This window comes from Butyrivibrio sp. MC2021, assembly GCF_000621605.1.
Taxonomy (GTDB): domain Bacteria; phylum Bacillota; class Clostridia; order Lachnospirales; family Lachnospiraceae; genus Butyrivibrio.
In genome coordinates, this window is record NZ_KK211316.1 from 1 (window position 1) to 26,122 (window position 26,122).

Annotated in this window: 21 protein-coding genes and 1 riboswitch; of the genes, 4 read left to right on the forward strand and 17 right to left on the reverse strand. The window is 44.1% G+C overall.

The genetic code is table 11. The features are described from left to right. Positions 1-431: 431 nt before the first annotated feature. The 3 genes from T359_RS0118285 to T359_RS0118295 form a co-directional block, all read right to left on the reverse strand. Positions 432-1,550, reverse strand: coding sequence for an IS110 family transposase (locus T359_RS0118285; protein ID WP_026517506.1), 1,119 nt, complete (start codon positions 1,548-1,550; stop codon positions 432-434). Positions 1,551-1,771: 221 nt separating this feature from the next. Further along, positions 1,772-5,770 carry an endo-1,4-beta-xylanase gene (locus T359_RS23160; RefSeq protein ID WP_242839134.1) on the reverse strand — a complete coding sequence of 1,333 codons (3,999 nt, stop codon included), beginning with the start codon at positions 5,768-5,770 and terminating at the stop codon, positions 1,772-1,774. A 268-nt stretch (positions 5,771-6,038) separates the two neighbouring features. Further along, positions 6,039-7,811: a glycoside hydrolase family 13 protein gene (locus tag T359_RS0118295; protein WP_026518639.1), complete on the reverse strand. Its 1,773-nt coding sequence runs from the start codon at positions 7,809-7,811 to the stop codon at positions 6,039-6,041. A 166-nt stretch (positions 7,812-7,977) separates the two neighbouring features. Here T359_RS0118295 and T359_RS0118300 point away from each other — a divergent pair, with 166 nt between their 5' ends. Beyond that, the gene (locus tag T359_RS0118300; protein WP_026518640.1) at positions 7,978-8,349 is read left to right on the forward strand and encodes a hypothetical protein; all 372 of its coding nucleotides are present in this window, start codon (positions 7,978-7,980) and stop codon (positions 8,347-8,349) included. On the opposite strand, the gene T359_RS21955 is transcribed toward T359_RS0118300, so the two are convergent. The 8 genes from T359_RS21955 to T359_RS21095 all read right to left on the reverse strand — a co-directional run bounded on the left by T359_RS21955 (position 8,330) and on the right by T359_RS21095 (position 15,745). After that, positions 8,330-9,133, reverse strand: a complete 804-nt coding sequence (locus tag T359_RS21955; protein ID WP_051545615.1) for a metallophosphoesterase — start codon at positions 9,131-9,133, stop codon at positions 8,330-8,332. The two genes, T359_RS0118300 and T359_RS21955, sit on opposite strands and share 20 nt — an antisense overlap. Positions 9,134-9,215: 82 nt before the next feature. Continuing rightward, positions 9,216-9,893 (reverse strand): hypothetical protein, encoded by a 678-nt coding sequence (locus tag T359_RS0118310; protein ID WP_026518641.1) that lies wholly within the window; start codon positions 9,891-9,893, stop codon positions 9,216-9,218. Positions 9,894-9,980: 87 nt separating this feature from the next. After that, positions 9,981-10,385 carry an oxidoreductase gene (locus T359_RS21090; RefSeq protein ID WP_330370227.1) on the reverse strand — a complete coding sequence of 135 codons (405 nt, stop codon included), beginning with the start codon at positions 10,383-10,385 and terminating at the stop codon, positions 9,981-9,983. A gap of 203 nt (positions 10,386-10,588) precedes the next feature. Then, positions 10,589-12,271: an N-acetylmuramoyl-L-alanine amidase family protein gene (locus T359_RS0118320; RefSeq protein ID WP_155840187.1), complete on the reverse strand. Its 1,683-nt coding sequence runs from the start codon at positions 12,269-12,271 to the stop codon at positions 10,589-10,591. A 273-nt stretch (positions 12,272-12,544) separates the two neighbouring features. Then, complete coding sequence (locus tag T359_RS0118325) at positions 12,545-13,603, reverse strand: DUF3089 domain-containing protein (RefSeq protein ID WP_051545617.1); 1,059 nt, start codon at positions 13,601-13,603, stop codon at positions 12,545-12,547. A 140-nt stretch (positions 13,604-13,743) separates the two neighbouring features. Then, entirely contained in the window at positions 13,744-14,151 is a 408-nt protein-coding gene (locus T359_RS0118330) for a hypothetical protein (RefSeq protein ID WP_026518645.1), read from the reverse strand. Between the two features lie 128 nt (positions 14,152-14,279). After that, on the reverse strand, positions 14,280-15,080 hold the full coding sequence (locus T359_RS0118335; RefSeq protein ID WP_026518646.1) for a creatininase family protein: 801 nt from the start codon (positions 15,078-15,080) through the stop codon (positions 14,280-14,282). Positions 15,081-15,082: 2 nt separating this feature from the next. Then, positions 15,083-15,745, reverse strand: a complete 663-nt coding sequence (locus T359_RS21095; RefSeq protein ID WP_051545619.1) for an ECF transporter S component — start codon at positions 15,743-15,745, stop codon at positions 15,083-15,085. A gap of 177 nt (positions 15,746-15,922) precedes the next feature. Continuing rightward, positions 15,923-16,041, reverse strand: a riboswitch (FMN riboswitch). A 73-nt stretch (positions 16,042-16,114) separates the two neighbouring features. Here T359_RS21095 and T359_RS0118345 point away from each other — a divergent pair. Further along, entirely contained in the window at positions 16,115-16,789 is a 675-nt protein-coding gene (locus T359_RS0118345) for a hypothetical protein (RefSeq protein WP_026518647.1), read from the forward strand. Further along, the gene (locus T359_RS0118350) at positions 16,786-17,760 is read left to right on the forward strand and encodes a hypothetical protein (protein ID WP_026518648.1); all 975 of its coding nucleotides are present in this window, start codon (positions 16,786-16,788) and stop codon (positions 17,758-17,760) included. The genes T359_RS0118345 and T359_RS0118350 overlap by 4 nt, the downstream gene beginning before the upstream one ends. On the opposite strand, the gene T359_RS0118355 is transcribed toward T359_RS0118350, so the two are convergent. Next, complete coding sequence (locus T359_RS0118355) at positions 17,757-18,506, reverse strand: HAD hydrolase-like protein (protein ID WP_035785000.1); 750 nt, start codon at positions 18,504-18,506, stop codon at positions 17,757-17,759. The genes T359_RS0118350 and T359_RS0118355 overlap by 4 nt on opposite strands. Positions 18,507-18,606: 100 nt before the next feature. Between T359_RS0118355 and T359_RS0118360 the strand changes: the two genes are divergently transcribed. Then, positions 18,607-19,026 (forward strand): HIT family protein, encoded by a 420-nt coding sequence (locus T359_RS0118360; protein ID WP_026518650.1) that lies wholly within the window; start codon positions 18,607-18,609, stop codon positions 19,024-19,026. Between the two features lie 63 nt (positions 19,027-19,089). Here the strand turns inward: T359_RS0118360 and T359_RS21960 are convergent, their stop codons facing one another. The 5 genes from T359_RS21960 to T359_RS0118385 form a co-directional block, all read right to left on the reverse strand. Next, entirely contained in the window at positions 19,090-20,682 is a 1,593-nt protein-coding gene (locus T359_RS21960; RefSeq protein WP_051545621.1) for an EAL domain-containing protein, read from the reverse strand. Between the two features lie 122 nt (positions 20,683-20,804). Further along, positions 20,805-22,094 carry an endo-1,4-beta-xylanase gene (locus T359_RS0118370; protein WP_026518651.1) on the reverse strand — a complete coding sequence of 430 codons (1,290 nt, stop codon included), beginning with the start codon at positions 22,092-22,094 and terminating at the stop codon, positions 20,805-20,807. Between the two features lie 136 nt (positions 22,095-22,230). Further along, entirely contained in the window at positions 22,231-23,385 is a 1,155-nt protein-coding gene (locus T359_RS0118375; protein WP_026518652.1) for a glycosyl hydrolase family 8, read from the reverse strand. 115 nt (positions 23,386-23,500) lie between these two features. After that, positions 23,501-25,495 (reverse strand): glycoside hydrolase family 31 protein, encoded by a 1,995-nt coding sequence (locus tag T359_RS0118380; protein ID WP_026518653.1) that lies wholly within the window; start codon positions 25,493-25,495, stop codon positions 23,501-23,503. Positions 25,496-25,626: 131 nt separating this feature from the next. Next, positions 25,627-25,998: a response regulator gene (locus T359_RS0118385; RefSeq protein WP_026518654.1), complete on the reverse strand. Its 372-nt coding sequence runs from the start codon at positions 25,996-25,998 to the stop codon at positions 25,627-25,629. Between the last annotated feature and the right edge of the window lie 124 nt (positions 25,999-26,122).

Sequence of the window (26,122 nt, forward strand, 5' to 3'; positions counted from 1 at the left end):
ATAATTCTGATATGTAATGACCTCCTGTCAAGAGAAAGCTTACAGGAATCCACCACATAATTATTTAGTTGTTTCTGAAGGCACCTTGAAAGGGCCTCGGGGTATCAGTTCCCGGCATTGGCCACTCTGATATACGTGGATTGGTTACCGACAGGTCAATGGTCCGCCGTGAGCTCTACCGTCTACCATCGTGGATCACAGATTGCTCCGTGCCAACATAGAATTATCGTAGATAGCTCGAACCTTGAAATGGCCGAAGCCCTTTCAAGATGTCTTCAGTTGTTGCTTTTGTTTTGGCCAGATGTAAATGGCGTAAGCCATCTTACATCTGCTTGATTACCCACTATAACAGTGGGATGATGATGTCAAGGCTGCGAAGCACCGCCTTGGGCGGCTTGGCCTTGAGATTAGCAGCGCACTGTTATAACAGATTAAGCTATATTATCGGTCATCATGCCCCACATAAAGCAAGCGAGTTCTCTTGCAACTGCCATTATTGCCACATTTCGCTTTTTTCCATTATTTAATACCATTTTGTAGTATTTGCGTTTCAGACGTTCATTAGCTTTATCTGCATATGCAATAACTTGTGGAGTATTTCCATTTTGACGAGCTTTGATTGTTTTGGATTTGTAACCAACTCTGCCTCTAGTATAGCATTGAGATGCTTCTGTTAACAGAGTTCGTACGTGACTATTTCCTGCTTTTGTAATGCTAAGCCTAGTGGTATCGTCTCCACTGGATGCTTCGCCAGGAACAAGTCCTATATATGAGGCAAACTTTTCTGCGGAAGAAAAACGATTAAAATCTCCGACCTCAACAATAACTGATAATGCAGAATGAGTCTGAATACCAATGAAACAACATAGCTTTTTTACAGATTCTCTGTATTCATCTACTGATGCAAGTTCTTCGATTCGCTTATCAAGACGTTCTATTTTATCAGTAAGCGTAGCATATGTAAGCAAGTACTCATCAAGAATCTCTTTATATAAACCTTCGGGTTTTAATGCTTTTAACCAATTGATATGTGCTATTGTCCAGTGACTTTTACTTTCGTATCTATAGTCGTGGCGAAGGCAAAAAGACTGAATTTGTTGTTTGATCTTTTTTAGTGCAAGTTTATGATCATTCCGCATGCGCAGATATTCTTTAGTCTGTTCATCTTTGGCAGTAGGAATATGTACTGGACTATAATTGTTTTGACACAAACATCTGCCAATAAGCTCAGCATCACGCTTATCAGTTTTTATTCTCTTGTTATTACGCTGAGAAAGCATGGTAGATGGCGCTAGTATCACACAGTTAACATTTCGGTCTGTTAGCTGATGATATAAAGTATAGCCAAGACACCCGGCTTCATAACCGCATATAAATGTAGTATCGTTACCGTAGATTGAGCGAAGGAATTCAAGATACTTTAAAACTGCTTTGTAATCTGCTGAAGTACGCTGGTAATACAAACCTTTTTCGACTTCAATTGTATAAGCGCAAAGTGTAAAACTTTCCTTATGGACATCCATACCTACGTAAACTGTGTTATTATTCATTTAGTGACCTCCTTTTGTATGCGGTAATCCCTGTTACCATTGACTCGACATCTTTAGTATACAGGTGAATCCACGTTGCTACAAAATGGAGGTCATTACATATTGTCTATCATCAGAATGTAAACCAATAATGTTAAAAAAGTATAAAAGAAAGAGGCCCGACCTGCCTATGATGCAGGTCGAACCCCTTTATTATTGGAATATCCAATATTATTCAGTTATCAATCAAGTGTGTAGTTGAGAGAATTGCCAACCTGGCCTACGCCAAGAGCACCGAACTCAATGCTCTGACCGTTAGCGATGTAGCTGTTCCAATCAACAGGCTTGATTACGTAGTAGTTGCCGCTCTCTGTAAGCTTAACGTTCCAGCAGTTAGAAAGATTGATCTCGCTCTTGTTAAGCTTAAGTGTCCAGCCGTTAACTGCCTTACCTGTGTTGTTCTTAACCTTGAAGTTGATCTGATATCCTGAACCCCAGCTGTTTACGCTGTATTCAAGCTCAAGACCGTCTTCGGTAACTACAGGCTCCGGATCGGGCTCAACTACTGGCTCAGGAGTAGGCTCTGGATCGGGCTCAACAACAGGCTGCTGCTGTTCAGATACATTAGCCTTCTCGAACTGCCAGAGCTGGTTGTTTCCACCGTTGTATCTCCACTGGCATACGTTTGTGCCATCAGCTGTCTTCTTCTCATAGATATCAAGAGTCTTAGCTGAATTTGAGCATCTTGTAGCGATTGTGAAGTAACCTGAATTAGCAGTGTTCTTAACTACGAACTTCTGAGCGTTTCCGCCGTGTGCAGGATAGATACCAACGTTTGCACCATCCTCATCCTCGCCGTTAGCAACGTCAAGCATGAAGTTGCCAAGTCTTGATGTAAGAGTGATGTATCCGTCTGAAGTATTTGTTACATACCACTTCTGACCGTCAACGCCTGTACCTGTGCTGATAACAACGTTTGTCCAGCCGTCAGCTGTGTTGTTCTCAACTGTGAGGTACTTCTGTGATAAAGGATTCTTTACATAGTACCATCCATCCTGGATGTAAGCATTTGTGTTCTCGTTAACAGGCTCGCTAGGCTGTGGTTCCGGCTCAGGATCGGGCTGAGGTGTAGGCTGAGGATCAACTGAAGGAGTCTGTGATCCACCTGATCTAGGCTGTCCAAATACCTCAACGTTAGCCTGGATTACCTTGTTGTATGCTGACTTAGCAACACCGGGTCTTGAGAACAGAAGAGGAGCAGAATTGTTGATCCATGTTGTCTGATCTGAAAGTCCCCACCATGTTACACCGGTGATCTTAGAACCATTCTTCTTGAGGTTGTTGATGTTCTTGAAGAGGTTGTAAGCATAGTTAGCAAGGTCTGAGTCACCCTTGTTGGTGATATCAAGCTCAGTGATCTGAACTTCGAATCCTGCGTTAAGGAATGACTTAAGTGCTGTTGTGTAGTAATCAACTGAAGGATAGTTGGTTCCAAGGTGAGACTGCATACCAACACCTGCGCAAACCTTCTTACCCTGGTTGATGTAGTTAACAAGTGTGATTACATCATTAACTTCCATGTATGTGTTGTAATCGTTGTAGAACAGGCTTACAGAATTTGTGAGCTTGAAGTACTCAAGAGTCTCATAAGCATAGTTGAATGCCTTCTTAACATAAGTAGCATTTCTTCTGTTGTTGCCGTAAACTGCTTCCCAACCGGAGTTGTTAGCATGAAGGATCTCGTTTGCTACGTCCCATGCATATACTACGCTGCCGTACTGGTTGTTGTATACATGGTTCATAACTGTCTTAACATACATCTCAAGACGCTTATCCATTGTGGATGAGTTAACGAATCCGCCGTTTCCTGAATAGCCGTTTCTGAAGAACCAGCTAGGAGTCTGTGAGTGCCATACAAGAGTATGCGCTCTCATCTTAAGGCCGTTCTGGTAGCAGATCTTCATAACTTCATCAACAGTGTTGAAGTTGATCTGAGGAACATACTGCTCATTGTATCCGCTAGGGATGTAGTAGCCTCTGTTCTTAGCTTCGTTTACAGAGATAAGTCTTGCGCTGCCTCCGAGAAGTGCGTCGGGCTTCATCTCGTTCTCAAGAGTAATGCTGTTGTAGTGTGTCTTAAGGAATGCAAGCTGGCTGGAATCACGAAGCTGATAAAGGTTGATACATGTTCCTGAATTGCCGAACTGCTTACCATATGTGTTAAGGAGGTTAGCCTCTACGGTCTGACCCTGGCTGCCCTGATTGCCGCCCTGGTTTCCACCCTGGTTGCCGCCTGTGCTGCCACCGGCTGAAGAGCCTGAGCCGTTGCCCCATGTAAGGTAATCAACATATGCATCCCATGTTCCGTCATCTGATGTTACAACGAGTTCAACTGTTGTAGCACCTGTAGCGTGGTTAACGCCCTCGATTGTATACTCTGCAGGATACTGATCACCGAAGTAGAAGGTTCCCTTCTCCTCTCCGCCGATCTTAAGAACTACCTTAGCCATGTTGCTGCCATCTGAGCAACCGCGAAGAGTAAAGTCGTGTGTGCCATATGCGAAGTACTGATCGAAGCTTACCTTATCGTTGTTAGCATAAAGAGCAACACCATTGAAAGGACTTGAGATTGTGCCTGCATACTGGCCACTCTTAGTCATGTTCTCGCACTCAACCTTATTGTTGTTCTGTGCTGTCTCGTTGCCACCCTGATTGCCGCCCTGGTTTCCACCCTGGTTGCCACCTTCGTTGCCACCCTGGTTTCCGCCGCCGGCTGTCTCGCCCTGAGCTGTTGCCTTCCAGTAATCAAACTCAAAGCTTCCGTTGAATACGAATACAAGGTTCTTAACTCCGGTAACGTTCTTCATTGTGCCTGTGAACTCTGTATTCTTGTTGTTTGTATTAGAAAGATTGATAGTTCCGAGAAGGCTTCCGCTAGGACTGCCGTCTCTTACCTGAATTGTGCCTGTACCTCTGCTGTTAACGCTAACTGTGATGGAACCAAGTCCCTTGGAGAAGTTAACTCCCTTAACCTTGGTGTAATCACCGTTAGAAATGTTATCAACCCATGCTGTGCCATCGCCATTGCCTGATACTTTGATTCCGCTCTGTGTAAACATTGTCTCAGCCTGAACTGCTGAATAGGGATCTACGTATGAGGTCTGTGAAACACCTGACATAGTAGGTGTAAGTCCGCTGATCTTGCCGCCTGATACATTGATCTTATCGATCTGTGTTGTTCTGTAGCCAAGGCTCTTGCGGATGACCTTAGACTCAACTGATCTTGTGTGATAAGCCATGTAATAGCTGCCCTTGAACTCAAAGATCTGGTGGTGGTTGTTTCCTGTTGAACCTGAGAAGAATACTCCGGGGTTCTTCATAACCTCACCCTGATATGTGAAAGGTCCCATAGGTCTTGAGCTGGTCATGTACTCAATTGCTGCGTTGTTGAAACCGTTTGCGCAGTTCCAGTTGGAGCAATATGAATAGTAATATGTGTTACCGATCTTGTTGATGCCTGAATCTTCGAAAAGATAAGGAGCATCGATAGTTGCAGCAGAGCCTGATGTGCTAGTCATGTTAGAACCGAGCTTGATAACTCTTGCTGTCTTAGGATGTGCATTCTGACCTGTAGGAACACCGCCACCGAAATAGAGATATCCCTGTCCGTCTGAATCTACAAGTACTGCAGGATCAAAGAGCCATTCAACTCCGCTGCATCCTGAGGTCTGTCTTGTGATAAGTGCCTTACCGATAGGATCTGACCAAGGTCCTGTCGGGCTGTCAGCAGTAAGTACCCCAATGCTGCTGGCATTGTTTGCGAAGTAAAGGAAGAACTTATCCTTACCGTTGATTTTCTTGGTAGCGATACATGGAGCCCATGAATTGGAAGCCCATCTTGCTGCACCGCTGCTGCCTGCTACTTTGAAGCTGCCATGGTCAGTCCAGTTGACCATATCCTTAGATGAATAGCAGTTCAGTGTGTTGATCTTGCCGTAAGTGTTCTCGTTGTTGCCAGCGAGTTCCTGAGTGTCATTGGTAGTATAAACATAGATTGTGTCGTTATACACCAGTACTCCGGGATCTGCGCCGTAGTTCTGTGTTACAAGCGGGTTATTCTCGTTGTCGGCCTTAACATAGCTGCCGTTAACAACGCTTGCCGCCTGCACTGTTGTGCTATTTCCAATGACTGCTCCCCCAAACAGCATCAGACATAGTGCTAACGCTAAACGTTTTTTCATAGCTACCCCTTTCCAAATATTATGTTTATTAGCTCGAGCACCCTCATTCTACCAATTATGAAAGGGATTACACTTATCAGATGTTGCGTTTTGTTATTCATAATTTGCTATTTTATGACTTTTTTGTAATATTTTGAAATCCACTTCAAATGCAGGCATTTAACGCGCTAAAGGGTTTCGAAACGGCTTTTCGAAAAAAGGTATTTATTTCTATTTTTGTAATAATTTGTGTGTGATATTTATCGTTTAGTAATATTTGCAATAACGTTTATTTCCGCCTCAGGATCAGTATCCCATTCACTCCAAGCAAGCCGCTCAATCCCTCTTCAGCTCTCCATTTGCGGGAATATAGTACCTCATCAAAATCTCCTGTATCGATTTTTACATCTTTTTCTTCACAGTTAAGATAAATCTGAATAGTCTCATTTTCACCTATCTTTTCATAAGAAATGACTCTGTCTCCGTAAACGTCATTTGGGAAATGGAAATTTCTGCTCTTGCAGGACTGCAGACTCTGTCTCATGGAGATAAGCTTCTTCATCTCGCTGATCTCAGCGTCCTTTTTTCCGGAATCTATCTCATCCCAGGGCATGCATCTCCTGCAGTCAGGGTCATAGCTTCCCTCCATGGCCACCTCGGTGCCGTAGTAGATGCAGGGGCTTCCGGGCATGGTGAAAAGCACAGCCAGCTGCTGGTAAAAAATATCTATATTGTTCTCTGCCTTATCAAGAAGCCTGTTGGTGTCATGGGAATCCAGCAGGTTAAAAAGAACATCGTTGACCTGGGAATAATACATGGTAAAACACCTGTTTATATCATATTCGAAGGTCTCTCTTCCTCTGTTCTTATATACCCAGAAATCCGCAATGGCGGTGGAAAGAGGATAATTCATAACAGAATCGTACTCATCTCCCAAAAGCCATGTTATGGAATCATGCCAGATCTCACCCAGAAGATAGAAATCCTCCTTCATATGAGATGTCATGTATCGCACTGCTTTAAGGAAGGAATGGGATATCTCGTTACCCACATCGAAACGCAGTCCGTCGATATCAAAGGTCTCGATCCAAAATCTGATTATGTCCAGAAGATACTCCTGAACCTCAGGGTTATTGGTGTTGAGCTTGGGCATATACCGGGCAAAAGCGAAGGAATAATACCTTCCGTCCCTGGTATCACCGTCCTGTTCCACAGGCCACTTGTTGACCATGTACCAGTCCGCATACCTGGAATCGCGGCCTTTTTCCAGGACATCGATCCACATGGGATGATCCGATCCCGTATGGTTGAATACCGCATCCAGCATGACTCTGATTCCCATCTCATGGGCTTCCTTAACAAGCATCCTAAGATCCTCGTTGGTGCCGAAATGGGGATCCACCTTCTTGTAATCTCTGGTGTTATATTTATGATTGCTGTCGGACTCAAAAACGGGATTAAGATACAGGCCGGTGATGCCAAGGTCCCTCAGATATGGCAGTCTGTCCCTGATTCCTCTAATATCTCCGCCATAATAGTCGTGAAAATCCACCCTGCCGCTCTGCCAGGGAAGCACGTTCTCCGGATCTATGCTCTTATCGCCGTTGCAGAATCTCTCCGGGAAAATCTGATACCACACCGTATCATTGACCCAGGAGGGGGTCTTGCAGACATCCGCAGGATTCATCCAGGGCATGATAAAATAGGACAAAGTCTTGCCTGTCTGGTCCATCTCCTCCTTTGTAAGGAAGCCGTCCTCGAAGAAAAACATGCATTCCTCTCCTGCATGAAGCTCAAAATAATATTTGCATCTCTTGTACTTTGGCTGAAGAGTTGTGGTCCACCAGACGTGATTTTTGAGGCGCTTCTTATAGACTATCTCCTCTCTCTGGCCGCTCCACTGCTCACTTCCGCCCATGATACCGGCTTCGTAGGGATCTCCGTAGACAATATAAACTCTGTCTATGTCATATCCTGTTTTAATGTTGATGATCAGATTATCCTTGTCGAGCGGATAACAGTACTGCTCTGACATTCTGTGGTAAATAGCACTTAATAACATAGTATTCTCCTTTCGGAAAACGTTTTCCTTGTTATTGAAACTATAACCTACTATAAACAAATTGGCAATAACTTTTTTAGGGAAAAATAATTTTTTTCAGACTCTAAACTTTCAATTTTTCCTGCCGATATACCTTCTGAAAAGTTCGGAAGGAGGATTCTCATAAATGGATTTAGGTTTCCTTGCATCTGCAAACAGTATCACAACAAAATACTTATCACAGAACGTATCACCTCAGCAGAACGCTGACACTTTAAAGATAGACGAAGATACCAAAAAGAGTTTCGGCGCTGAATTTGAAAAAGCTTACGATTCCATGGTATCCACCAAGATTCTCAGTACAAATCTGCGACAGAGCTACGAGGCCGCTAACCAGGACTCCTACAAGGAGCACGCATCACGCCTCAGTTTCTCCATCGACAATCGTGTAATAGATATGCTGCAGCTCCAGCTCTCTGATGAAATGAGCTCCAGAGTTAACATCGCAATGGAAAATGCAACACAAAGCCTTACAGAATCTATTGCTGCAGCAGGTTGATCCCATTACTTTTTTCTTCATTTTCCTTATTCTCTGCAAAAGAGCAGGTAAAAGCAGTCATATCATCCAAGCGCAGGAGGATCCCTCCTTTATTGGGGTTATCCGTTTCCCTGTGGCTGCTGCAACCACCGTCAATATCAATGATATTCCCGTCAAAAAATGGCGCAAGGCCCGAAAAACCCGGATTGGCAACGTAAACAGGCACATGTCCCAATACTACTCTGCATGGGGCTATGGCTGCGTACTCCCCGGGACTTACAAATATGTCATCGCGATAGGGCGTCATCCACACAATAGCCCAGGCTGTTCTGTAATCCAGCCTGCAATATGGTATATCTATGAGTTCTGTCTGGAAAAAAGAGTGTGTAAGAAGATAGGTTTCGTCTTTTACCGTAACCATAGTAGAAAGAGGTCGGGTACTGAGCCATTGTACAAGCTCAATCCTTTCCTCTTCTTTTAAATTCAAATATTCATTGAAGGTCTTGTCCCCGCCGTTCTTGAGAGTCCAAAGGCGGGCATCGCTGCCGGGCAGATCCTCCACCGTCTCAGGCACTGAGCCGTCCGGGGCCACCGCGTTCAACATCATAAATTCGTGATTTCCCAGAAGGAAATGCATATTGGGAGAATTCTTGACCTGCTGCAGGATCCTGATTCCTGCGGGGCCTCTGTCTATGGCATCCCCCAACATATAAAGGGAATCTGAATCAGAAAAATCCGCCTTTTCAAGCAGGGTCTTAAATATATTGTATTGTCCGTGAAGGTCTGAAATTACGTAAGTTGACATATGCTTTCCCCCAAAAAAGTTATGACTCACCTACTTATAATACACTAACAGCCCCGTTTATTACAGATTTTCTTGATTTTTCTTAAGATGCTCTCTTTAAAAGATTCTTTGAAACACATAAAGCGGCTGCAAATATCTTTTCTGTGCCGTCTTCAAAGCAAACTCTGATCTTGCCCTCAGCGGTATCTTCAACAGTTCCCTCTCCATATCTGGCATGGCTTACAACGCAGCCAACAGGGAACTTATCCTGAAGCTCTTCTTCGGAAATTACAGGTATTTCCTTAACTACAGCCTTTTTAGGTACATAAGTAACCTTCGGAACCACATAGCTTTCTATCTCAGCCAGGCAGCTCAGCATGAAGTCCAGGTTGTCATTGGTAAAAAATACGATCTCGTGGGGAATATACCCTTCTGCTGTCTCGGGATTCAGGCGCTTGTTGCCGTGCTTGATAAATAAAATGGCTCTGCTGCCTACGCTTTCAAACATCCCAATCATCTCGTTTATCTTATTCTTATCCTGAATTGATACAGGCTCAGAAAGTCCCTGAGCATCGGCCTTTCTCTTAAGTGCCGTAAAATCACGCTCTGTGGCATAAATCACAAAACGGCTGTTAAATAAGGTATCCACACACAACATAGAGCCACGGTCTTTGAACTGCCAGGTGTGCTTCACCTGATCGTCATGTCTGTCAAAGCGTTTAAAGCCCTTTTCTTCAATCATCCCGCATACTTCATCGAAAGAATATAATTCTGCTTCCATTGGTTACTCCATTCAAAATGTGTTTTTTATCTGTTCAATTTTTTGCGCGCGAACTTCTATGTTAGCACATTTTGAATGAAAAGCAAGTCAGTGTTTTGTAATCTCGACGGGATCGCCTTCTGCCAAAACGTTCTCATCCCTGGTGGGAACCGCTGATGGCGCGATCTGCTCACCGAGATCCGGTGCGGAATCCCTGCCTGCATGGTTCAGCTGGATGATAACCGGTGCCCCTGCGTCGTGGCAAACCTTGGCTATCTGCGCATGTCCCTCTATAAACTCATCGCTCCAAAGGCCCATGTGGTTCCTGCCGAATCTTCCGCCGGGAGTAACCGCTGTTGCCTCCACACAGATAAGGCCGCAGCCATGCTCCGCCCTCTCCTTGTAATGCTGAATATGCTTCTCGGATACAAAGGCGTCAGCTCCAGCAAAATCGAATTTTACGGTGGGAGCCATGGTAAGTCTGTTCCTTACAACTATTTTATTTATTGTGATAGGGGATCATTAACTCTGGTCATGATCGTCCTCCTTAAGCGCTTTTTCTGCGTATTGCACTATTATAGCCAAGAAAAAGCACTCTACAACCGTGAGCTTTGTAGTATTTTCCGGAGGATGCCTACCGGATAATTAAAAATATGCAATCCAAGTAATTTAAAAAGACCACTTAACCCGAAGGCCAAGTGGTCTTAATAGATTTATTATTTCATTAACCTGCCGTTTTCATCAAATGTGTATTTTTTGCCCCATCTGCTGATGGTTTCTGACTTAGCCATATGTCCGTCAGCTTTAATATAATATCTATCGCCATCCTGGGAGATCCATACACTGGATTTCTGTTTTCCTTTTGCGTCGAAGTAATAGGTATCGCCGTCTATATCAACAAATCCGGTCTGAATTACACCCTCTTCATCAGCGTAATAGGTTGCTGTCCATTTTTTTATCCAGCCCTTAACCAGCTTACCGTCTGAACCAAAATAGAATTTCAAACCATCATCTTCGAAAAAGACGTTTTTCTGAAGAACACCTTTTTTGCTAAAGAGATAGTAATCGTCCTCAATAAACTGCATTCCGACAGCCTTCTCACCACTTGGGTACTCATAGTAGGTCTTACCATACTTGGTATACCAACGACCTTCCTCGATTATTGGAATCTCCTCTGAGATAATAAATTCATCAGAAATAAAGGTGAATGAATTATCAAAACCGGCAAAGCTCAGGAGTCTTGTCCATGGAACATTGTTTACCGTTAATGAATAAAATCTGTCAAGTTCATGTGTATCAGCATATTCATCGCTGATCCTGACATCTGCTTCAAAACGGTATGTCCCGGGGGTAAATATTTTATCTGTAATTTGAGACCACATGCCGCCAATCTGCTTATACCATTCGCCTTCGATTGTAACCTCTTTTCCTTCAATTAAAACAAAATCAGGCATCTTGATTGGTTCGCCAAACTTAGGAATAGACTCAAAATCGCTGGTTGCTTTTGTTTGTGTAACAATGATTATCTGGTCATTTGTCAGATCTATTATTTCAGATTCAAAAGTGATTATTGTGTAATCATCATCCTTTGATTTATGTCTGGTCCACTCTTTGCCATTGACGGTTAATGTAAGGTTTTTATCCAATTCGTAATCATCAGCATTTTCATCCAGGACCTTTACTTCTACTTCATATTGGTATTTTCCGGATGTAAAGAACTTATCTGTCGGTGTTGCCCAAATATCGCCTCCTACGTCAGTAAACCAGCCACCGGATAATTCTACCGGTAACTCTTCAGTCAACTCAAAACTAATGTCCCTGATGGGTTCGCCTTTCTTGCAGATATCCTCATAATCACTTGTTACACTTATGGATGAGATAATGGTCTTTTCAACAGGCTTTGGTACATCAGATTCAGATATAAAAATACTATCAGTTGCGATCACGAGTTCCTCATCCTCACTAGCGGGGAACATCGTAAAATTAGGTTCGTCATTGATATATAATGTAAAATTCGGATCAAGTCTATATTTATCCGCAAATTGTTCGGCAACGTCCACCAGTAAATAAAATCTATAGTGGTAGCCAACCATAAAAGTATCATCTTCTCTACAGAAGTTCCATGACTTCTCGTCCTTTGAGCTGATCCAAAAAGGCTCAATAACAATCATATCATTATCAAGTATCTCTACTTCAGGTGTCTCAGTTACATTACCCTTAACAGCAATTTCTTTATAATTACTGTTGATATGTGCATTTGTAATTACTGTTGCCTCTTCTAACAGTATTTCCTCTTCAAATTCATCGAATTCTGCAGCATATGCAACAGCAGGCTGCATAACAAGGCCTGCCCCCATTAATAATGCTAATACTCCGGTTAATAGTTTTTTACTCATCATATCCCACCTCATCTTTCTAAAATAAATCTAAATTGCTTTATTATTTTAAGTGGAATTTTATCAAAAAAACATTAACCTTTAGTTAGTATTTTATTTCATTGTTTTGGTGCATTATTAATTTGTCAGCTTTTAATCATTTTCAGAGAAAGGTAGGGTAAAAAATGAAGTTCCCATAAATGGTATTTTAGATGAAGTGTTAGCTCTGGAATAATTGTATAACAGAACTAAAAAAGCGGTCATAGCCGATTATTTCCGGTTATGACCGCTATATATTTATGATGCTTTCTGTGAAAGAGCTTTTTTCTCAATAAACTTGTTTGTTCGTAGCTGTATGTTTTCCTTAAGGTTTACGAAGAAGAGGAAGTTATCATACAGGTGATAGGAGCCGTCAGGGAAAATATCCAGAACCTTGGGATAGTCGGTTGTGTTAATGCCTGTGACAATCAGGGAACCTCTCACAGGATCAATATAGGCTCCGCACTTTCCGGGAGTCACAGAGGTAATGGCTCCGGTCTTGGAATCCTGAGTTACGGTTCCCTTATTCAGGCTCTTGGGAGCTACAACGCTGTCTGTGCGCCAGTTTAAAGGATTGATTGAAATAGCCTTTGTACCGGCGGGAATCATAACGCTGTCTGTAACGTTTCCGTCTTCGCATTCATAGCTGATAACAACTCCAAGGTCGTCCTTGCACTTGGCAGGCACGATCTGAGGATATTTCTCGATCATTTCAGCGGTCATAGGCCATCCGATGGCATATACAGCCACAAGATTATCACGAAGAGCTGCGGCATCACCGCTGTTTCCACCATAAAACTCCTCAAGAATTCTGTAGCACATATCTGCTCCCTGGGAGTAGCCTGCCAAAATAACAGGCCTGCCGTTGTTTTTGAATCTCAGGTAATATTTGAAAGCAGCTGATACATCGATATAGGCATTTTTCAGGGCTTCTTCTCTCGTTTTCGCATCAATTCCATACACATTCATGGCTGCCTGTCTGTAATATGGCGCATAAAGCCTTGAGGTTTCAGCATAAAGAGCCTGCTGCTGATTCATGGCATATCTGAAGGCTGACTTATAACCGGGGGTTATTGTAGCATTGGTGACGCTTTTTGTGTCCACCGTTGGAGCGACAATGAAAACATCAACCGCCTTATCATCCCCGATTCCGTCATAAAGCCAGTTATTTGCAAGGGAATAGTCCAGAGGACTTGTAAAAGGAATAACTCTTGCCTCAGCTGCATCAGAAACAATAGTACTGCCCAAAAGGCTTCCAAGAACTGTAAAGATACATAGTGCAGATTTGATAACTTTTGTTATTTTTCCGATTTCCACTTTATTTCTCCCTCCTGTCTGTGTTATTTCACTACACAATTGTATCATTTTGAATTTTCGTCATTTCTAAAAATACTATAAAAAAGACCACTTGGCCTGCGGGCTAAGTGGTCTTTCAGATTATTTCGATATTAAATACATTATCCTCTGAGAATATCCTCTGCAAGGCTGACACACAGATCCGGATTATGCATGATAAAGAGGTGGAACTGTAAAATACTCTTCATCAGATTTTCATCCGGTAATAAGCCAAGCTTATCGAATTTAGACATCTCATATTTAAGGTTATCCATCAGATCTGCGTCAATGGTCTGATCCTGGAAGCTCAAGGGAATCGGAACAACCTTGATATTATTTTCAAAGCAGAAGGATAAGAACTGATCTGTGGGCATCTCTGCGCCGCGGCCATATTGCCTCAGCTCACGGGACAGGCTGATCATATCATCTGAATAAAGAGCATAATGCACATCCTCAATTCTGAGCGCATAGCTCCTGGGGACCAGATGCCCGATCTGCTCCTGCGTAAGGGTCATGTTACTAAAATTCATACTACTCTCTCCTCCAAAACAAAACGCTTTTTTCAATAGGGACATTATAAGAGGTGATGCCCTACCTCACAATGGAAAAAATGATGAATTATGACCCTCAAAAATGTGCTAATTTGTCAAAAAAATTTTCAGATAATTTCTGCGATTTCCATAATCCCCTGCACCGCTTCTTTGGCGCTCTCATCAAGGATTATTTCCCCTTTTTCAGCGGTGGCTCCACTCGGATCTCCGCCAATTCCGATGGGCTTTCCCTCCTCAGTTATAAAGTCTTCACCCATCCATGGAAGGGCAACGCTTCCGCCAAAGCTAAGCTTTTTGCCCTTCCGGGTGTACTTGTGGTTACCCGGCACGGAGGATTCCAGGTCCACAAGACTCTCATCTATCGCCATTACCATGGCAGTCTCCATCTCTCCGCCGTGGAAATCCATTTCATTTCCGGGAGAAATGGTGGCCTTTACCCTGGGACTTGAGAAGGCACCAGAGGCAATAAGAAATACCTTCACTCCAAGGTCCTGCCTTGCCTGTCTGCTGACAACTTCGGCAAGAGCGCGGTTTCCGCCGTGACAGATGAGAAATACGATATTTTTAAAACCGTGGCGGCCAAGACCGTCACAGATATCGTACAAAATATGATAATAGGTCTCCGGCTTAAAGCTTACAGACCCGCAGAAATTCTGGTGTTCAACGCTGTATCCCACAGGAATCACAGGAAATGTCAGGACATTTACATCCTGGTTTTTAAATTCATTATTTTCCCCAAGCTGAGTTCGAATTCTTTTTACCATCTCTCCCGCAATAAGGGTGTCGGTACCAAGGGGAGCCTGATTCCCGTGCTGCTCCACGGCTCCCAAAGGAACAATAACAAGTGTTTTGTTTTTGCCCACCTGCTCCATCTGAAGCCTTGTGAGATTGTAATACTCCTTTATCATGATCAGGCTGCCTCCGACTCTGCTGTCTCAGAAACTGCCATGGAATCGCGGCGGAGCTTCCTTGCTGCGGGAACGGCTGCCAGAAGTCTGTCATATACGGTATAGCCGATAAAACTGTTGATTGTAAGCTTCATAACATTGAAAGGAATTGTGGCATAGAAGATAAAGCTCTGAAGGTCCTGAATCCTGGAATTGGCGCTGCCTACCATTTTTACAACGTCGTCCAGGGATATTCCCATGGCCTTTGCATAAAGGGGAAGGGAAACAAATGCGTTCAGGAAACAGGCTGCTCCTGTTCTGATGATCACGCTCACAAGAAGGGCCAGGGCTGCTGCCTTCCTGGTCTGACCAAGCTTTTTGTAGATGAGCCAGGTAGGTATTACGAACATGATGATAGCCATGAGATTAACGAATTCTCCCACGAACATGGAGTTGGTTCCGGACAGGATCAGCTTTACAACCAGCTTGATGATCTCAACCAGAGCGCCCTCCATGGGTCCCATCAGGAAAAGAGCTACGATTGCGGGTACATCACTGAAGTCAAACTTGTAAAAGGGCGGCATCATTGGCACTGAGAATTCAAGAGACATAAGTACTCCTGCCAGTGCTGAGAGCATTCCTACGATTACGATCTGCTGTGTGGTGATTTTCTTTGATTTGAACATTGGGTTCCTCCTTAGATAAACAATAATTTGTTGTGAAAATGAGGATTCCCCAAGGCGACATGAAAGTAGCTAAAGACGCCCAAAATGGGTAAAAGAAAAGCAAGTGCCGATTATCGGGACACTTGCAAATACGTCAAAAGCCGGCTACAGGAAGTGCCTGCGGCACCTGCTCCATAGCTGATTCTTCTCTCATCCAGACTATACTGTCGGTTTGGGAATCGCACCCAATCAGTCGCTTATCGCGAGTCGCGGACTATACCGCCGGTAGGGAATTACACCCTGCCCCGAAGAACTATTCAATTTCCTTTAATAAATTATCAGAATATTCTGACTCTGTCAATCAATCATTTATTCTGATAAAATTGTTATATGAATAATGATAATGAATCGGTAAAAAAAGAACGTGAATCCATATTTCTTAATGAATATCTCATGCTGGCAGCATGCATATTTGCTGTTGTTACCAGCATTATTTCCTATTTTTTCATCCGTAACAGCGGAGATTCCTTCACGATTTTCGTGATCATTGTAAAACTTGTCACCACCATTGCCATGTATCTGGCCTTCAGGCATTATAACTGGGATGTGGCAAAGGGCCTTATGGGCGGGGTTTTGTTCTGCCTCATGTATCAGGAGGCCTATCTTGTTCTGGCCAAGCTCTGGGGTGAAGAGGATTTCGACACATACCTTATCGCCGGGGTTCAGGGCAGTATCTACCTGGCCGCCGCAGGCATGTCTTTTCTCATGACCATCATCATAACCATCAATCACTTTTTCATAAATTATGCGAAGCATGGTAACCCGGAAAATGTAGTCCTGAACCGAATGGCTATCATAATCAAATTTACCGTTTATCTGCTGCTTCTTGGCTCCAACAGTCTACTGGGCCTCCCCGCCTCCGTATTATGGAATAATGCGATGCAGTACCTGACAGACATGGCTATTTTCCTGCTTATCGTCAGCATCGAGTCCCAGTTTGACTCCTTCAAGGTCCTCCGTAAGGAGCTTCTCATGGAAAAACGCAAACGGAGTGAGAAAGCATGAGTATTCGCAGAGGTCTCTTTGGAATATGGCTCATGGCAATGACTCTTCTGTCCCTGGGAGCCTTCACCACCTATTACGTGGCACAGATGCGCTTAACCATCCTTCAGGACGCGTATCTGGCTCTTTGCGTGCTTCAATTGACGACTTTGCTGATTTATCTGTGGGGACCGGAAAAATTGAAATTCAGGCCCTTAAAAGCTCTTTATCACCTATTCTTTGCTTCATCCCTTTTCGTGATCCCGGCCTTTGTGTTCATCTTTTTTGCTCTGGTGTCCCAGTATCATACCCGGATTCCTGAGAGTATAAACGCTGAAAACATGGATCCAGGGGACATTCTCCCAGGCGAAGAGACTCAAATATACAACACGGGCTCACTTTATATCTTTTTCCCGGAATACTCGAATATAGAGCTTGTATGCAAGGACCGCCCCTCAAAAAGAGACACTTCAGTGACCTGGTGCTGCGGCGCTGCCTTCCAGCACACCGTAAGCCTTGGCTTTTCCCAGATAAATGTTGAGGGTGATCACGCCGTGTCCGGAGCTTACTATGAGAGCCCCTACAACAAGGATTCTTTTGCGGCATTTACTTATGCGAATAATGAATTTTCTTTTGAATTTACCGAACCCACCCTTGCAATAAAAAAAGCCGCAGAAGCAGGCGGCAGCGGATTCATGCAGTTTGGGCTCATTCATGACGGTGAAGTTGTAATGGATTTTAAGATGCCAAGAACAAGATGTTTCAGAACCCTTGCGGAGCTGAATGGAAATGTCTGCATTATTGACTCCGTGAACATGATGCATTTTGATGATTTTCTGGCTGAACTCCGGGATCTGGGCGTCACCAATGCGGTTTACATGGATATGGGCGCCGGATGGAATTATTCCTGGTACAGACGGGCTTCAGGAAAGGTAAAGACACTTTTTGGTCTCCCCGTTCCCTGGTCCCATAACTGGATAGTTTTTAAATCTTAAAAAATCTGCAGAATGTCCTTCACTTCCTGAAGGCTCTTAATCTCATAGTCAATCCTGAGATCCTGATTCAAAGGAAGGTTCTTGGGATTGTACCAACAGCACTTTATTCCTGCGTTATTTCCGCCCCTGATGTCGCTGGTAAGGGAATCTCCGATGATAATCATCTCGTCCTTTTTTATGTTGCCCAGGTACTTGCCACCTGAGTAAGGAAGGTCCTTTTCGCGCTCCATAAGCCACTTGTCGATCTCTTCAAAGCATGGGGTAAAAAAGTCTATTGAGGGCTTCTCAGCTCCTATCTCCTCTGAGATAAAACAAAGGTCAAAGATCTTGTCAAAGCCTGAGTTTTTTAACTTGCCGGTCTGAGCCTTCTTGGTTCCGTTGGATGCCATGCACTGCAGAACTTTTCTCTGGTAGCTCTTTAAAAGTTCATAGGAATCGTCCCTGAAGCATATGGTCTCCCCCAGAAGCTCCTGATATCTGTCATTGAAAGCCGCTGCGATGGATGTGTCTTTTCCCAGGAAGCCAAAGAATTCTCTAAAACGGCCCTCCAGAACCTCCTGCTTCTCCATCTCGCCCCTCTCAAGGGCCTGCCAGCGCCTTCTGTTGATGACCATATAATCTTTTAACATATCCTCAGTGAACTCTCCGAGGCCAAATTCCCTGAAATCCGTGCACAGGGCCTCCCATTCGGCCACGTCGAAATCCAAAAGTGTATTGTCCAAATCCCAAAGTACTGCTCTTATCATAAAATCTCCTATTTTGTTCAATAAAAAACTATTCTATCAGAAAACTATAGTTCATAATACACTTAAGTAAAAATTTGTAAACTGTTCGGAGGAAATTATGATGATCGACAATAATTGCGGATATTGCGTAGGCGGAGAGCCTCTTGCCAAGTTTGGAATCAAGATCTGTGACCTTGAGGTCAGCCAGCTTATTCTTTTCAAGGAGCAGAGCCATCCAGGACGCTGCATCGTAGCATATAAGGACCATATCAGTGAGATCGTAGATATCTCAGATGAGGAGCGCAATGCATTCTTTGCTGACGTAAATCGCGCTTCCAAGGCTATCCACAAGGCCTTTAACCCTGACAAAGTCAACTATGGTGCCTACGGCGATACAGGCTGCCATCTTCACATGCACCTTGTTCCCAAGTACAAGGATGAATATGAGTGGGGCGGAGTTTTCGAGATGAACCCCGGCAAGACCTTCCTTACTGATGATGAATATCAGGAAATGATCGAGAAGATCAAGGCTAATCTATAATCTGAATATTTTTTGTATGAAAAAAGGGTACGCTGTCACATCGGCGTACCCTTTATTTATGGTCTATTCAATTGGAGTCGCGGAGCCGTAGGCCCTTACAGGCACTCCGTTCTCATCGAATTCCGTGGTATATTTTACCTTGAAATGTATCCTTGCCGCAGTAAGGGGCATTACAGCCTCAAGGGAACCTATTCCCGCCGCCAGCTGTCTGTGCCACTCCCTGTACATATCTGCGTAATCCGGCTGGAAGAGGCCGCTCTCTATAACGGGCTCCGGATAGTTTTTGATAAGCGGCGGAAGCCCCAGATCCCTCATACACCTGAAGCAGGGTCTCATCTCCTTGGTGGCGATGGTGTACTCCCAGGCGTAGCTTTTAGTATGCTCACTGGCATATCTGAATTTGCGCTCACTCTCAAATACATCCTGAAAACTCTTCTTTTCCGCAGTGATATTGCTGATTATCGCATATATCAGATATTCATCCCCCGCATTTCCAATGACTCTGAGATGGTATCTGATACACATCTGGTCTGTTCCGCAGCACTTGGAATTAAGGAGCATCCAGCTCTCGCAAACCTCCTCTTCCGCTGAGGATATGGCCTTCTCTATGGTATCGACAAAGACCTTTTTGCTATCTGTCTCAAAATATTTCCAGGGATTGGACTCAATAAAATCCCTCTCAGAAATATTCATTCCGATTTCTTCGATATACTTCCTGTTAACCCTGATGAATTCCAGCTTTTCCTTGTTGTAGGAAAAAACAGCCGCACCCCCCACAAAATTGTTGAAGATCAGAGTCTCCAGTGAATTGGGATCCCAGAAATTATCCGCTTTGAAGGTCTTAATAAGCTCTGAAGGGCTCTTGGTAGGCTCATGATAGGCAATACTCATTTTTTCCAGAAATTCATCTTCAGGCACCGGTTTGGAATAAAGATATCCCTGAATATAGTAGCAACCGATGCTCTTCATGAAATCTGCCTGCTCCAGAGTCTCGACGCCCTCAACGATGATGGGGGTTCTGAGCCATTTTGCCATCTGAACTACGCTTCTTATGATGATTCCGCCTCGTCCGCTGACATTACCGTTCAGGAAATTCAGATCCAGCTTGATAATATCCACATCAAGGTCCTTCAGGATATTCAAAGATGAGTATCCGCTTCCGAAATCATCCATTTCCACGATATATCCGAGTTTATGGAACTTGTCGATCACTGAAACCATAAGCTCCATGCCGCCGATCGCCGATGTTTCTGTGATCTCTACTCTCAGATATTTCACAGGAACATTGTATTTTTGGCGCACTTTTTCAACATCATCAACATATGAATGCTTGAAGATGTCATTTCTTGACATGTTAAATGAGATGGGAACAACAGAGATATCATCATCAATACAGTTTCTGATGAAACGACAGGCAGATTCCACCATCTGGATATCCGCCTTGTATAAAAGATCGTGTTCTTCCAAAACGGGAATAAAGTCTGAAGGATATTGCATACCATATTCAGGGTCTATCCAACGCATAAGTGCCTCAGCTCCAGTCATACTTCCTGTGGCATGATTAAACTGTGGCTGATAATATGCGAAAATATAACCATTACTTATTGCTTCATCAAAACGATCAAGCAGTTCCTGTGTTGTCAGCTGTCTTTGCATACGGTACCTCCCGGATAAAAAAATGTACCCATGTAAAGTTTTCGACATCCTCCCGTATGAATAATCATACCACAGAAACTGCTTGATTTTTCTCGCTTAATTCTTAAATTATTATCAACAAATCAATTAGCGTGTTCTTCCATTACGCTCTTAATTGAAAAATATGAAGGCTTGGGCTCATAGTTCTTATCGAAGATACGGGTGTTTGTGGTATCTCCCTCGCGGTAATGGTCCACAAGGCCAAATAATGTAACGTTTGTTATGTTTGCAGGGCCGCCGTTGTCTGAGTCCATCTCATAGATCATCTTGAAAATTTCCTCATATTTATCGGCCTGTTTCTGGAACCACTCATCGTTTTCTTCGTCAACACCAACTGAGAGCTCTGTGACCTGGATCTCAAGGCCCAGCTCAGCGAACTTGGTCATGGCAGTCTTGATCTCTGAGATCTTAGGATAGCCGATTCCCCAATAGCCCTGCATTCCGATACCGTCGATGAGGCCTTTTTCATTGAGCTTGGAGCAGAGATCATAGATACCCTCTGTCTTTGGCACCTGGAAGGTGTTGTAATCGTTGTAAAAGAGCTTTACATCAGGATCTGCATATTTTCTTGCATAGGTAAATGCCATCTCAACGTAGTCCTGACCAACTGTTGCAAACCATGGGTTGTCATTGCCTTCTATCTTGGTACGGCACTTGAAGTAGCTGTCAGGATCTGCGCTCTCTGGATCTACGGCTTCATTTACCACATCCCAGCAGTAGATAACCCCGGGGTAATTCTCCTGTACATGGGACAGCATCTGCTGAATATAGCTCTCCATACGGCCCAGCATGGTCTCTTTGTCAACGTAGTCGCCGTCATCCTTGTAACCAACCCTGAAAAACCAGTCAGGGGTCTGAGTGTGCCATACAAGGGTATGTCCTCTCATCTTCATTCCTGTCTCCTGGCACCACTCAAGGGTAGGATCGATTGACATAAAGTTAAGAACCGGGCTGCCGTCCTCGCTGTTCTGGCATCCCATCTGATCAAGGATATAGCCGCTCTTCATGAGATTGGTCATGGTGCAGCTGTTAAAGTGCTTAAGTGATAATTCCTTATATTGGGGAATATTGATGGTGTTGTTCTGGGGCATGCTGCCGTTGATACCAACTCCCAGTGTAAAATAGTCCTTGCAAAGATCCTTAAGAGCAACTCCGTCGTCTACAGGCTGTGCTTCCTCTGAAGCCTCCTCAGCCGCAGCCTCTGCTGACGCTTCTGTAGCTGCTTCCTCTACAACCTCCTGGGTGCTCTCCTTTGCAGCTTCAGTCACAAGAACATCGGTCCCCTCAGTGCTGGCTGCAGTTCCTGCCTCTTTCCCGCATCCTGCTAAAAGAGCCAGTGCGATAATACCGCATAAAATACCTTTCCTTTTCATGTAATCCTCCAATTCGGCCCATATATAAAAGAGCCAAGAAATTTAGTGATAAAATACATAATATTTTATCCTAAACCTCTTGGCTACTCACTCTTTGTTGTTATTTGCCTTAATTTTGCTGATAATCAGTTATTATTTACCACATCCTGTAATTTCCTGAAAGAGCCAAGAAAGCAAACAGATACAGGCAGTTGTCGTAGTAGCGGCGAACGCCCTTTCTCAGGGGCTGATTCCAGAACCAGTTTACCCACTTTGCAGCCACTGCAAAATCACTGTCAGGATCCTCACTGTAGGGCACGGAAAGCGCACCCTGGGCAAGGGTAGCCAGAAGTCCCACGGGATGAAGCACAGTCTTATCAAGGGCCTCTCCCTCTACTGTGTATACGCATCTTGCAGCCTCAAGATCTGTTCCGAAGAACTTCATCATCTTGAGAGGAGCGCTGATCTGGCCTGCATCCTCACCGAACCACTCTGCGTCAAGTCCGATATTTGCTGCTGTTCTGTAGGCGTCACTGAAGAAATTGCCGAAATATCCCCAGGGCAGCTGCTCAGTCATGGGGCTTCCGTCAAAATTGGCATATTCTGCGCTGAGACCTGTCTTCTCGTTGCAGGCCTTTGCAAGATATTCTCTGCTGACTCTTGCAGCTCTTTTAAAGAACTCCCTGTCCTCCTCGTTGGCCCAGAGAGCAAAAAGCTCGTAGAAATGAGGCAGATGATAGGATGGATCTGTGTGAGGGCTTCCCGGAACAAAGAGGATCTGGCCATTTTCCCTGTTGAACATAGGGCATCCGGGTCTTCCGTTCTCTCCCTTGTGGATCATGGAACTGAGAAGCTCGCGGGCCTCTCTGCTGTACTCAAATATACCTTCTCCGTCGCCCCATCTGTGGGATGCAAAGAAAAGAGCCATAGCATAGAACTCCTCTCCGTCAGGAGCAGGGCCGTAGGCGTTCTTTTTGCCGTTTGTCTCACAGGACCAGGCAAAATAGCCCTCGTTGTCACCTTCTGTCATGAACATATAGGTCTTGGACCACTTCCAGATGCGGTCAAATTCCTCCTTCATGTCCAGCTGTACGCACATCATCATACCATAGGACATACCTTCTGTTCTGGCGTCGTTATTGCCGGTATCTGTGAGATATCCCATATCTTCGCCGGCTTCGTGATAGATACGCTCATTTTCATCGTAGAAAAAGGTGTCTACCACCTCTTTAAGCCTGGCCTCGATCGCTGCATCGGTCCTACCGATCTCCTTAAATACGTTTCTGTAAGTTTTTGTCTCAAATGCTCCCATGCTATTTTCTTAACCTCTCTGTGATTCTTTGCTGTTTATCTGCGTATAATAGCTGCATATATGTTATTTGCGTTATATAACATATATGCAGCCTTAAAATTCACTTGATATCCTGTCAAATGCGCTTAAATACAGGGATTGACTCGATAGGTGCCTTGGATGTGATCACTTCAGCACCCTCATATACCTTACCATTTCTGATGTCCTGCCATTTTCCCTCAGGGAGATATACCTCTCTCTCAAACTGTCCCAGCTGAAGGATAGGTGCTACAAGATACTGTGAGCCAAACATGTACTGGTCATAGGTATTCCAGCACTTCTCATCCTCAGGGAACTCGTAGAACATAGCTCTGAGTAATGGCGCACCGTTCTTGCTGGTCTCCTCATAAAGGGTCTTGATGTAAGGAATAAGCTCATGTCTGAGGGAGAGCTGATCTCTCATGATCTTGAAGTTCTCCTCACCATAGCTCCAAAGCTCGTTGGGCTGGCCTGTATGAAGATATCCGCCGCCGAAGGTCCTGTTATCCAGTGTGGGAATGTCGTAAGGGCCTCTGTCTCCGTGAATCCTGAGAACCGGTGAAAATACTGCAAACTCAAACCATCTGATAAGGAGCTCCCTGAAATCAGGGTCATTCACGTCATCTGTCATAAATCCGCCGATATCTGTGGTCCACCAGGGAATTCCTGCAAGCCCCATGTTAATACCTGCAGCCAGTTGATCTCTCAGGGCTTCGAAGGTACTTGGAACATCTCCGGACCATACCACATTTCCGTACTTCTGGCTTCCTGCCCAGCAGCAGCGAAGCAGATTGACCACAGACTTATCCTGGATCTTTGTCATATTCTCGTAGAAAAGTCTGCTGTAGAACTGAGGATATATATTGCTGCACTCTAAAGCGGGCCCCAGGTAATATCTGCAGTTTTCAAAATCATAAACCGCGAGATCCGGCTCTGAATTATCTAGCCAGAACATGTCTATTCCAAGGTCATAATAGTTCTTTTTGCAGACATCCCATACATACTGCCTTGCCTCGGGATTGGTGGCATCAAATACGGTGCAATCGCCCTCGAAATCGTAGTTCTGAAGGGTTCCTCTCTCATTTTTCATAAGAAGGCCCTTCTCCAGCATGTCATAAAAATGTACGCTTCTCTTATCAACTGTGGGCCATACGGAAACCATGACCTTGATGCCCATGCTGTGAAGCTCATCGCACATAGCCTTGGGATCCGGCCAGTATTTCTCATCAAAAGTCCAATCTCCCTGAACTGTCCAGTGGAAGAAGTCTATTACGATACAATCGATAGGCACTCCAAGCTCTTTGGCTTTTCTGGCAACTCCCAGAACCTCTTCCTGAGTCCTGTAACGGAGCTTGCACTGCCAAAGTCCCAGAAGATCCTCCGGCATATCCGGAGCTCTTCCTGTAACCTCTGTATAATTTTCCAAAAGCCCGCTGGGGCCGTCGGAAACGGTGATCCAGTAGTCCATCTCCTTGGTGGCCTCTGCGATCCACTCTGTATAGTTATTTCCGAAGGTAACTCTTCCTACCGCCGGATTATTCCACAAAAATCCATATCCAAGGCTTGAAACAGCAAAAGGAACCGAGATCTGTGAATTTCTCTGCTCTAAGTTAAGAACGCAGCCCTTAAGGTCTGTATAGGCGTGCTGATACTGCCCCATTCCGAAAAGCTTCTCACCGTCATTACTCTCAAATTTCACATTGAGGTGATAATCTCCGCCGTTATGAGCCTTATATTCTCTGTTGATATATTTAAGACATCTGCTCTCTCTGGAAATGGTTCCGCCGTAGGACCTGAAATATTCCCTTAAAAAGAGCTTATCATCCCTGTAAAAAGAAATAACTCCGGCACTGTTAACTGTGGCCTTGATCCTTCCGTTTACGATCTCAGCGCAGACTCCGTTCTCATCCTCACCGGTCCTTATTACAGGAGCACTTTTTTCCACGTTTTCTGTAAGTGCCCAGTCTTTTCCGCTAAATTCGGGATACATTGTGCTTCTGACTCTGAAGGAATCCTTTCCCCAGGTCTCGATTTTTAGGGTTTCGCCCTGTCTTTTTGCTATAAGTGAATTGTTTTCCTGTAAAAATCGCATAAATTTACCCCCTCTCCGGTATTCTCTAAAAAGCATACCACAGCGGGGGCTAATAGTTATAGTCATATAATGCTATTTTTCTCTTATTTTTGGCTCTATTTGCCACGTAAATGTATCGGGCGACTATTTTATCAATCTTCGTCGCCAAAGACCTTTTTAACGGCTTTAATTACGTCAGAAGCAGTAAAGGGTTTGATAATGAAATCCTTCGCGCCTTTTTTCAGAGCCATCATGATCATATTGTCATATTTCTGGTCTGAGCACATGATTACATTGGCCTTGGAATTGATGTTCATGATCTCTGTAAGAGTATCAATTCCGTTCATTTTGGGCATATTAATGTCCAGAATAACAAGATCAGGACTCTTTTCTTTAAACTGCTCAACAGCCTGCTCACCGTTGAGAGCTTCACCGATGATCTGATACTTTTCAGGATCAAGGGCAGATTTAAGCATTTCTCTCATAAAAGTCGTGTCATCAACAATAAGTATCTTTTTTCTCATGAAATTCACCTCGTTGTCAAAAACTTCGTCTCAACTATAATTCTACAACGTCCGAAGGAAATTCACAAATCCAAGTTTATAAAATTACAATAAATTGATAGCGCCATTTCATAGAAAAAAGCTA